We start from the raw sequence: 10,929 nt of genomic DNA, 5'->3' as shown, positions 1-10,929 counted from the left end.
CAACTGCCTACGTCAATCCATATAAGTTTAATGCCAAAGAATTAGACAGCGAAACAGGTCTTTATTATTATGGAGCAAGATATTACAACCCAAGGATAAGTGTGTGGTATGGAGTAGATCCGTTGGCAATATATAATCCTGTAATGGAAACAGAGTTCTACGGAGATGGACAACATAACGGTGGAATATACAACTCTGGAAACCTGAATCCCTATATTTACTGTTATCAAAGCCCCGTTAAATACATCGATCCAAATGGAAAGCAAATTTTTACGCCATACATATTATCTAAAAAAACAGCCTCCTTTTTGTCATCTGCAAAAGGCAGAACTATAGGATTTGGTGTAAGTAACCCTGTAAAGGCATTTACAATAGGCGAGAGTAAGCGCGGCTCAGATAATATCTCATCTATTGTTACTAGATTTGCAACAACAGGAGATATTTTATCTTCCACATCAGATGGAAATAAGACAATTGATGAGGGTTCAGAAATAGGAGCATTTAGACATTCACTATGGCAAGCTACTATAACGGCAGGATATAGCGAAGATATTGCCAATCAGGTAGGTAATGCACATGAAGAGGATCCCAATACCAATTTAGATATAAGATCATTTGATAATATTGCAGATGCTGATCAGACTGTAGACTTGTTAAATAATATTATAGGAAGAAATGTTGGTAAATCTACTAAAAGCAGAAATCCTAAAGATCTTGCAAATGCCGTTTTGGAGGAATTTAAGAATAATGGATTGTATCAGGCAAGGAAAGATAGTAAAGGAAAATGGAATGTTTCTAGAGGGAAATTATCTGAAGATAAATACAACAGATATAAAGATAGATTAAAAACTATGAATGGTTTAGGACGAACACCCCAAGAACAGAAAAAAAGGGATAAGGCTAAATAGTAGGAAATATGACTCCAAAAAATATTATATTAATAGTACTTTTATTATTTTTCGGAAGTAGTTGTACATCGAAGGATTTACAATCTGAAGTGGAAAGTAAGTACAAAACCTGCAGTGTTAATTCTAAAATTGATTCATGTAAAATTGATTTCAGCAAAGATTTAACGAATCTCAAATTAGAAGATTGGGATAGGATGTATATAATTCCAACAGGTTTAGATATTCCGTTAGAAATTGCGGAGTTACATGGTTGGGATAATATTATATTATCGGAATCATTTTTGCAAAAAATCATCTTCGTGAAAAATCAAAAAATAATTTATCAAGAAGGTATAGGCCCCCGATTAAGCGAAGATGATCGATGTTTGGTATTTGAGGAGAAAAAAATTATCTGCTTAAACCACCACACGGCTAAATTTTTCATATTTACAGATAATTCTTTACAATATTATTTAAAAAGAGTAAATAATTGAGAAGCCTAAGAAAATACTACTAAACTGTATTTTCTGTTTTATTAGGAAATAATTATTGTTTATTAACGGAGAAAATAGAAACATTCGGATTAACTTTTCCGAATGTTTTCTGAAATTAATGCCAAAATGAAGAATATTTTAATTATGATGCCAAATATGTTTCCTATGCAAAACCTCAGGAAAATTATTCATTTGCAGCATGAACAATGTCTATGGTCAAAACTTACCAGGTGACAGAAATTATCTGATTTTTCTTTTTGGTAATGTATACATTTTCTGCCATGACAAAAGAAAAACAGGCAAAATGGCGGGAAAGATTTGATAAAGATTACAATGGTTTTAGAGAAAAAAATGTAAGGTTTATGACTCTCATAGTAAGTTCAGATTAATATTTATCTTAAAATTATACTTGAAGCAACTCCGATTAAGCTAGAAAATTTTTGTATTTCAAAATTAAAAAGATGTCCATTGCAAACGAAGCAGAATTAATCGGAATGCAGAAAGTGAGCGAAGCAGTTGCTTATACTTTAAAAGAAATGATAAATTATGCTAAAATTGGCATGACTACGAAAGATCTTGATGAGTACGGAGCAACAATTCTTTCAGATTTTGGGGCAAAATCGGCATCTCATCTTACTTACGGGTTTCCAGGTTGGACGTGCATAAGTGTCGACAACGAATTCTGCCACGGAATTCCTAGCTCAGAAAGGGTTTTGAAAGATGGGGATTTAATTAATATTGATGTTTCTGCTGAACTCAACGGTTATTGGGCAGATAACGGAGGTTCTTTCATTGTTGGAAAATACATCAATCAACATCAGAAATTGGTTGATGTTTCCAAAGCAATTTTAGAAAAAGCAATCAATAATATAAAAGGCGGAGTAAGAATTGCAGATATAGGCTTTTTAATGGAAACTGAAGCGAAGAAAAAGGGTTTTAAAGTTATCAAAAACTTAGGCGGTCACGGTGTAGGAAGAAGCCTTCACAAAGAACCCGATGAATTGATGAACTATAGAAATCGTTTTGACAAGAGAAGATTTAAGAAAAATTCTGTTGTCGCCATTGAAACATTTATTTCTACAGATTCTACGATGGCTGTTGAACTGAAAGATGGTTGGACGATGGTGGGAAATAAAGGAGGTTACATGGCTCAACATGAACATACCATTTTAATCACCGACGGAAAACCGGTTATTTTAACGCAGGTGAATGAGATTTTAAATTAAATAAAATTTAGTTTCTATATAAATTATGAAGCCTTTCAAATGTTTGGAAGGGGGGTGAGAATAATTTATAATAAATATTCTTTAATATTGATCAGATTAATTACGTTAAAAAGTGAATTATTTTAAATAATAATCAACTGTTGGCGTAAACTTTGATGTTTTGCAAACTGAAAATTGCTATTTTCAATACCAAATCACCAAAATACGATCATATGAAATTTAAAGTACATCACCTTTTGATTGCTTCTGCTATGTTTTTAGCCAATTGTTCAGACAATATTGAAGAAACTATTACTGAAGAACCGGGAAATGAAGCTATTTATCCACCTGTTGAAACCGGACAAGCCAATACCAATTATCAGCCCGCTTTTGCAGGGCAAACCAGAGCAAATGGCGTAAAAACACAAACTCCTTTTACAAGTACGGTTCTCACATCTTCTTTGAGTACCCCTTGGGGAATCACTAGTTTACCCGATGGAAGATTATTGATCACCCAAAAAGCTGGAACAATGAGAATTGTTACTAATAGTGGTTCTGTTGGAAATCCAATCACAGGGATTCCTGCAGTAAACTCAAACGGACAAGGCGGTTTATTGGGAATTTGCGTCGATCCTCAATTCTCCACAAACAGAATGATTTACTGGGTTTTTTCTGAAAATGTTGCAGGTGGAACCCAAACTTCTGTTGCGAAAGGAAAACTTTCAACGTCGGAAACTACCATTGAAAATACAACGGTTATTTACAGAGCAAATCCTTCTGCATCTGCAGGAAATTTACATTACGGAGGAAGAATTTTATTTGATTCTACCGGAAATTTGATGGTAAGTGTAGGTGAACGTTCAGATTTATCAACAAGACCTTTGGCGCAATCGGTAACTGCAGCGATTGGTAAAATCTTGAGAATTACAAAAGAGGGTGCTCCAGCTCCCGGAAATCCTACTTTCACTCAAGCCGGAGCTTTACCTGAATTATACAGTATCGGTCACAGAAATCCACAGGGAATTGCCATTCATCCTACAACTGGTGAATTGTGGCAAAGCGAACACGGACCTCGTGGAGGAGATGAAATCAACAGAGTTCAACCAGCAAAAAATTATGGTTGGCCAACCATAACTTATGGAATTGAATACAGTGGAGCGGTCATTGGAAGCGGGATTCAACAGCAGAGCGGGATGGAACAGCCTGTTTATTACTGGGATCCTGTAATTTCTCCAAGTGGAATGACGTTCTATAAAGGAAACAGCATTCCGGAATGGCAAAACTGTCTGTTTGTTGGTGCTTTGAGCGGTCAACATATTGTAAGATTAGTCATCAAAGATAACAAGGTAGTCGGAGAAGAACGTTTGCTTGCGAGTGAAATGCAGCGTTTCAGAGACATTACGCAGGGAACTGACGGTGCGCTTTATGCCGTTACCGACGCAGGAAAATTATATAAAATTCAAAAACAATAAATTATTTTTTTGTGCAATTGAAACAGCGGCAGAAGTGTCGGTGTTTTTTTATCTTGGGATCGAAAATTTGTTACTGACTTTCAAATCTCTGCTTGTAATTTCTTCAAAATCATATTTGCCGTCTGAATAATCGATATTGATTTGATAGTTATGATTTTTAGATAAAATAATTTTGCAGAAACCATCATCGTCAACAGTCTTTTTTATTACTCTTTTCGTTTCGCGTAATCCAAAAAAAGAATTTCTTCTTACTCTCACTTCCAGTGTATCTCTCTGTTTGGAATCGCTGCTTGTTTTTTTGATTTTAAATTCTACCTGAGTTAAATTTTCATTCTCTGTTTTTGGCTGATAATACTTTTTGATCTGATAAGATGACCAAGTGAAAATTAAAACCGGTAAAAACAAACTTAGATTGAATATTTTTAAATTAAATTTTTCCCATTTCGTTTTAATATAAATCCATGAAATGAGCACGGTAAAAAATATATAGGCGAAAAGTTTTCCTATTTCAGATACATAGTTAAAATACATCATTAAATAAGTGATGTAAATACAGCTTCCTACATTAAGATATCCAAGAATAAAAGAAGTATATATATTTATTTTCAGCCTGAATTTGAGAAACATGGCATTTACAATTCCAAATGTTATCACCCAAATCTGATCTCCATTTTCACTAAACAGCAGAAACACTGATGAAGGAAATATAGCAAGAATATTGATGATAAATATTAATAGTAAGGATATTAATTGATGTTTTAAATTCATACAGTTTTTTCTTATCTCTGAAAATTTTCGTACTCAGCGAAATAATTCTCAAAGATAGAAGATTTTGATTCTTCTTTTAAATCTAAAAAATCAAAAACTGCCGACAAAATTTGCCGGCAGTTTTCTTGAAAATAATATATAATAGAAAAAATTAGTAGCCTTCGTTCTGTACCAAATATCCTGGTTCTGAAGATGCACCGTCAATTGCTGATTGTGGGATTGGGAACAGTCTTTTTCTCACATCGCTGTTTGTTTTTGAGGTGTAAGGTTCTTCATAATGACCGAATCTTATCATATCTGTTCTTCTTGAATATTCCCAGTAAAACTCAAAACCTCTTTCTCTGTATAAAGTATTCAGATCGATTGACGTCAGTGCCGGTGGAGTTACAGCAGGTCTTGCTGTTCTTGAAGCTCTCACTAAATTTACATCGAGTAAAGCAGCAGCAGCATTTCCTTTTCTCAATTGTGCTTCTGCTCTCATCAGATAAATATCGGCTAAACGTAAAAGTACAATGTCTGCATTTCCTCTGTTTCTACCGGTATCTGAAGTTCTGCTGAACTGGTATTTTGAAACTCTGTATCCGTCTGTGTAGTCTTTATTGTTCGGATTTTCAAGATCGACTTCTAAAGTATGGTTTACATAGTTTACATAGCCGTTTCTCTGCTCAATAATAGGGTAGATTTTATATTGTCCGTTTTCTGTCTTAAAGGGTTGTCCGTTTGATGCATTTCTCAATCCCCATTGTATTCCTCTTTGAATTCCTCTGTTGATTTCGTAAGTTGAACCATTTACCAGAAAGTAATGATTAGAATCATTGGCAGGCGTTACTCCCGTTAAGTTCTGTAAGGCTGCAGGAACCGTAAAGTTTTCTTTATAAAATCTCGCATCAGCTTGCGCAGGATCTTTACTTCCGTAAGCCTGAACCCAAGTATTGTAGAAATCAGGAGTAATTGCAGGACCATCTGTTCCGTTCGCTTTTGGGAAAGCTGCCAATGGATACTGGCTTCCTGAAAGAGACCAATACGCCAATCGGTTATGAGAAGTATTCAGATCCTGACGTTGATCAATGGCAAAAATCAATTCTTTGTTTGAGTGATTATTGTCGTCAAAAATGGCAAAATATTCAGATGATAAAGTATATGACCCTGAGTTGATCACTTTATTGGTGTATTCAATTACCTTATCCATATCTGTTGCTGTGAAAACCGGTGTTCCGTAAGGATTTCTGTAAACGCCTGCATTCAGATAAAGCTGTGCTAAAAATCCGTTTACTGAGGCTTGAGACATTCTTCCCGGACCTTTTGAATTGTCTAAAATATTTACTACAGCAAGAAATTCGCTTTCAATATAAGAAATGGCTTCCTGTCTTCTTAAAATTTCAGAGTTTTGTCCGGTATTTTCTTTTTTGAATGCAACTCCCCAATAATCAAGGATCAACATATTATAATAAGCTCTTAATGCGCGCATTTCAGCAATGGCTCTAGCGGCATTTGGATCTGTTCCGGCAAGTGGTTGTAGTTTTTCGATAGCCGTAATGGTTCTTGAAAGCATTAATCTCATAGCGTCCCAGGTCTGTTGTACCACAACATTAGTTGTTGTAGTGGTGTGTTGATGAAGCTCAATGTATTTTCCGCCGTCATACCAGTCGTTTCCACTTCCTCTTGGAGGTAAAATTGCCTGATCTGAACTGATCAACTGAAGACCATAGTTTTTTGTATGCGTAAACGCATCAGGAAGCGGGCCGTAAGCGGCTGCAACAAAAGATTCAACAGGTGTTGTTGTTTGTGTTTCCAGTGATTCGTCAATCACCACTTCCTCAAGATCGGTACATCCTACAAGCGCTAAAACGCTTACACTTATAATAGAGATTAAAAATTTATTTTTCATTTTTTTCCTTTTAAATAATTAATTAAAATGCTGCGTTTACACCAAATACGAAGCTTCTTGCTTTAGGATAAGTGGCGTAATCTATCCCGAAAGACTGAATTCCTCCCTGAGATAAACCGGTATTAATTTCAGGATCGAAACCTGAATATTTAGTTATTACAAATAAGTTTTGAGCGGTTACTGAGAATCTGATATTTCTTACATGCTCACCAATTCCTAAGATTTTGGGATCTAAATTATATCCTAAAGTAGCATTGTTTAGTCTGAAGAAATCTCCCTTCTCAAGATATCTTGTTGAGATCACATTGGTGTTGTTTAAGCTTTCGTTGGGATATTGTGTTGCAACGTCTGTGGTGTTTTGTGATATTCCAAGTCTTCCTCTCGAAAATAAGGTGGAAGCAGTATTATTATAAATCATATTTCCGGCTACCCCGTTGAAATTTAATCCTAAATCGAAGTTTTTGTAAGCTGCTTTTATATAAAGATTATAAGTAAAATCCGGCAAGGCACTTCCTGATGCCACTCTGTCGTTGTCGGTAATAATTCCGTCGCCATCTACATCTCTGAAAATATTCACCCCTTTATCATTCAATCCTAAAAATTCTCTTACGTAGAAAGTTCCGATAGGCTGATTATTGATATACCCGTTAATCACGGCGTTTGTAGTTCCTGGACCTTGAGCTTCTCCAGTAGTAAGCACTTTATATGGGGAATCTTTTACTCTGTTTTTAATGAAAGACATATTTCCGCCAATATTGTAGGTAAATGCATGGTTTGGATTGCTATTATAATTCAATGATAATTCTAAACCGGTATTGTTGATGCTCATATTAGGAATGTTCTTCCAGATTTTTGGAGCAGGTTCAACCGGGTCTACAGGATTTATTTCCAACAAAATATTATCAGAAACTTTATTAAAGAAATCGACTGTACCTGTTAACCTATTATTTAAAATCCCAAAGTCTAAACCGATGTTGGTTTGAGTCGTTACCTCCCATTGAATATCAGGATTGTTAGCTCTTACCAAATAAACTCCTACAGGATAATTTCCGGTATCGTTTAGGGGATAAGTTGCCTGTGCGCTTCCGTTGGAATCAGCCTGATAACTTCTCTTGGTAATTTTGCTCGGTATTTCCTGATTTCCTGTTTTACCCCAACTTGCTCTTAGCTTTAAGTTGTTGATGGTGCTTACATTTTCCATGAAGCTTTCTTTGATGATGTTCCATCCTGCCGCCACAGACGGGAAAATTCCGTAACGGTTGTTTTTCCCAAATTTTGACGATCCGTCTGCTCTTACAGTCGCGGTTAAAAGATATTTGTCCTGAAAACCATAGTTTACTCTGCTAAACCAAGACTGCAACTCGTTTTTATTTGCGATGACTGATGTTGTCTGGTTCGTTGTACCCGCTGCAGGAATCTGGTATTGAGGCTCAATTCCGTTGATTGGGAAATTCTGATAATACCAACCTCTTGAAGTCAATAATAATTTCTGATAAGAATGACCTGCCATTACATTAAAATCATGGCTGTTAACTTTGAATTTATAAGTTAATGTATTTTCTACAAGCGTATTGTTGTTTGAATAATTACTTAGGTTTAAAGTCCCGATCTCTAATGGTACAGCATTCGGAATATTTTGAATCACTCTTTCTGCAGTAGAATAATCAATGCCTAAATTCAGTTTATAGATCAATCCCTTTATAATTTCTACGGAAGGAGAAACGTTTGCTAAAATCCTGTTATTTTTTGTAAAATCTTTGTAAATCTCACGACGGATGAGCGGGTTGAAACCACCGTTGTTGAATACCGTTGTAGGTGCATCATTAGTGTATGCAGGGTAAGTAGGATTCCATGTTAACATCTCAGATACTACACTCGCTGCATTGGGTCTGTTGTTTTCAGTTCTTGTTCCGTTTAAATTGAAGTCGATGTTTACTCTTCCGTCAAACGCTTTTTGAGAAACATTTACACGACCCGAATATCTTTTCAGATTACTGTTGTAAAGAATACCTTCCTGATCTTCATATCCTAAAGCTGCATAATAATTTGAAGTTTCCGTGGCTCCGGCTGCAGAAAAGTTTACATTTTCAGAAACTGCAGTTCTTGTCAATTCGTCTTGCCAGTCTGTATTTCCGCCCATATCGTCCAGTTTTCCTCCGGCTGCAGTTACCTGTCTTCTAAATTCATCTGCACCAAAGACATTCATTTTATTGGCAAGTTTAGACACAGTAAGATTTGACGAAAGATTCATTTGTGTTCTTCCTTTCTTCCCTTTTTTAGTAGTAATTACAATGACACCATTTGCTCCTCTTGCCCCATAGATTGCTGCTGCTGATGCATCTTTCAGAATATCCAATGATTCAATATCATCGGGATTAATAAAATTCATCGGGTTGTTGGCTGTTCCTGTGTTGCTGTTATCGATTACAAAACCGTCAATGACATATAACGGAGTTGTTCCTGAGCGTAAACTTCCGACACCTCTGATGATGATATTTTGATTTGCGCCTGGCTCACCACTTACATTGGAAACGTTTACTCCGGCCACTTTCCCCTGAAGTAATTGCCCAACGTTGGCTACCATTCCTTTATTAAAATCTTCGCTTTTTACCGATCCAATTGCTCCGGTTACATCAGATTTTTTCAGACTTCCGTAGCCTATCATCACGACTTCTTCAATATCTTTCAGTTTGCTCTCATCCTTGAGTGTGTCGGATTCTTTTTTTTGTGCAAATGTTAAGCTGACACAACTCATCAAAACAGTTGGCACGAGATAAATACGTTTCATTCCTTTTTATTTTGATGCAAAATTAGTTCGGTGAAACGCCGAAAACGGTTAATTTAATATTAAGTAACAGGTTTTTAAAATTAATAAAACGTGAATATTTTTGCCGAAAATTAAATTTGTGAAAACTTTATGTAAACAAATTTTTTCAACATTCTAAAATTCAATTATTTCCTTGTTAACATTGAGTTTGTGATTTGTAAATGAAAATTTTGAATGGTTATAATATCTAATTTTGTGCCCTTATTTCGCTTGCATAATTATTATTAAAAATCCAATCATTATGAATTGTCGTTACGAAAGTATCAATTTCAGGGCTGTTGCAGTTTTTTCTCTGCTTCTTCTTACAGCATTATGTTCGGCTCAAAAAAAACAAAAACCCCTTAGTGTCATTTTTATGATAGGAGATGGGATGGGAATTTCACAGGTAACTTCTGCTTTTTATTTTGGAGACTCAGAACCGAATTTTACTAAATTTAAATTTGTCGGTCTTTCAGAAACTTCATCAACAAGTAATTTAATTACCGATTCTGCGGCCGGAGCTACTGCTTTGTCAACAGGAAAGAAAACGTATAAAAGAGCTATCGGTATGGATAAAGATTCAATCGCAATTCCAACCATTTTAGAGCAGCTTCAGAAAAATAATTATCAGACAGGTTTGGTAAGTCTTACTTCAATTACCCATGCAACACCGGCTTCATATTATGCTCATGTAAAAGATCGTGACCTTCATGAAGATATTGCACTAGAATTTTTAAAATCGAATGTAGATTTTGTAGCGGGCGGCGGCATAAAGTTTTTTAATAAAAGAAAAGATGGTAAAAATTTGTTGGAAAAATTAAGTGAGAATTATAGGATAGATACCGTATCGCTATCAAAACCCGTTTCCGGAAAGAAAAACTTATACCTATTAGCTCAGGATGAGTTACCCAATAAAGTTCAGGGAAGAGGAGATTTTTTACCGGAAGCAACCCAGACAGCATTAAATTATTTCTCTAAAACTAAAAAACCGTTTTTTCTGATGGTTGAAGGATCGTTTATCGATTGGGGAGGTCACGCAAAAGATGCTGAAATGATGACTAAAGAAGTGCTTGATTTTGATAAAACAATTGGTGTTGTGATCGATTATATCAGGAAAAATCCAAATACTTTATTAATTGTTACTGCCGATCACGAGACAGGTGGGGCAAGTATCGGAAAATATTCAGAAAAAGATGCGGCAACAGGTAAGGAAAAAGAAATTGGCAATAAAGTTCAGGTCAATTTTATTGATAATCAACATACAGCGGCCTTGGTACCCGTTTTTGCAATGGGAAAAGGTCAGGAGCTTTTTTCGGGAATTTATCCTAATAATACAATCTATCACAAATTGGCCGAAGCTTTGAAAGAAAGCGGAATCAAGATTAAATAATACACATATAAAACCTCAA

At 35.5% G+C, this 10,929-nt stretch carries 8 protein-coding genes; 5 read left to right on the top strand and 3 right to left on the bottom strand.

Annotated elements, in window-relative coordinates:
• From ACOOWA_RS14845 to ACOOWA_RS14830, 4 genes are all read left to right on the top strand, one after another.
• Nucleotides 1-908: RHS repeat-associated core domain-containing protein (locus ACOOWA_RS14845; RefSeq protein ID WP_421376366.1), on the top strand; the 908-nt coding region annotated here is incomplete at its 5' end.
• 8 nt (nucleotides 909-916) lie between these two features.
• Complete coding sequence (locus ACOOWA_RS14840) at nucleotides 917-1,381, top strand: hypothetical protein (protein ID WP_421376364.1); 465 nt, start codon at nucleotides 917-919, stop codon at nucleotides 1,379-1,381.
• 461 nt (nucleotides 1,382-1,842) lie between these two features.
• Entirely contained in the window at nucleotides 1,843-2,607 is a 765-nt protein-coding gene (gene map, locus ACOOWA_RS14835) for a type I methionyl aminopeptidase (RefSeq protein WP_421376362.1), read from the top strand.
• Between the two features lie 212 nt (nucleotides 2,608-2,819).
• Nucleotides 2,820-4,058 carry a PQQ-dependent sugar dehydrogenase gene (locus tag ACOOWA_RS14830; protein ID WP_421376360.1) on the top strand — a complete coding sequence of 413 codons (1,239 nt, stop codon included), beginning with the start codon at nucleotides 2,820-2,822 and terminating at the stop codon, nucleotides 4,056-4,058.
• Nucleotides 4,059-4,106: 48 nt separating this feature from the next.
• Here the strand turns inward: ACOOWA_RS14830 and ACOOWA_RS14825 are convergent, their stop codons facing one another.
• The 3 genes from ACOOWA_RS14825 to ACOOWA_RS14815 all read right to left on the bottom strand — a co-directional run bounded on the left by ACOOWA_RS14825 (nucleotide 4,107) and on the right by ACOOWA_RS14815 (nucleotide 9,502).
• Nucleotides 4,107-4,826, bottom strand: a complete 720-nt coding sequence (locus ACOOWA_RS14825) for a hypothetical protein (RefSeq protein ID WP_421376358.1) — start codon at nucleotides 4,824-4,826, stop codon at nucleotides 4,107-4,109.
• Nucleotides 4,827-4,977: 151 nt separating this feature from the next.
• Nucleotides 4,978-6,714 (bottom strand): RagB/SusD family nutrient uptake outer membrane protein, encoded by a 1,737-nt coding sequence (locus tag ACOOWA_RS14820; RefSeq protein ID WP_421376356.1) that lies wholly within the window; start codon nucleotides 6,712-6,714, stop codon nucleotides 4,978-4,980.
• Nucleotides 6,715-6,736: 22 nt separating this feature from the next.
• On the bottom strand, nucleotides 6,737-9,502 hold the full coding sequence (locus tag ACOOWA_RS14815) for a SusC/RagA family TonB-linked outer membrane protein (RefSeq protein WP_421376354.1): 2,766 nt from the start codon (nucleotides 9,500-9,502) through the stop codon (nucleotides 6,737-6,739).
• Nucleotides 9,503-9,782: 280 nt separating this feature from the next.
• Between ACOOWA_RS14815 and ACOOWA_RS14810 the strand changes: the two genes are divergently transcribed.
• On the top strand, nucleotides 9,783-10,910 hold the full coding sequence (locus tag ACOOWA_RS14810) for an alkaline phosphatase (protein ID WP_421376352.1): 1,128 nt from the start codon (nucleotides 9,783-9,785) through the stop codon (nucleotides 10,908-10,910).
• The last annotated feature ends 19 nt before the right edge of the window (nucleotides 10,911-10,929 follow it).

Origin of the sequence: Chryseobacterium sp. GP-SGM7 (assembly GCF_049166575.1) — a bacterium.
In the GTDB taxonomy this organism is placed as follows: domain Bacteria; phylum Bacteroidota; class Bacteroidia; order Flavobacteriales; family Weeksellaceae; genus Chryseobacterium.
Note: the sequence above shows the minus strand (reverse complement) of the source record. Positions and strands in the feature narration are given on the sequence as shown.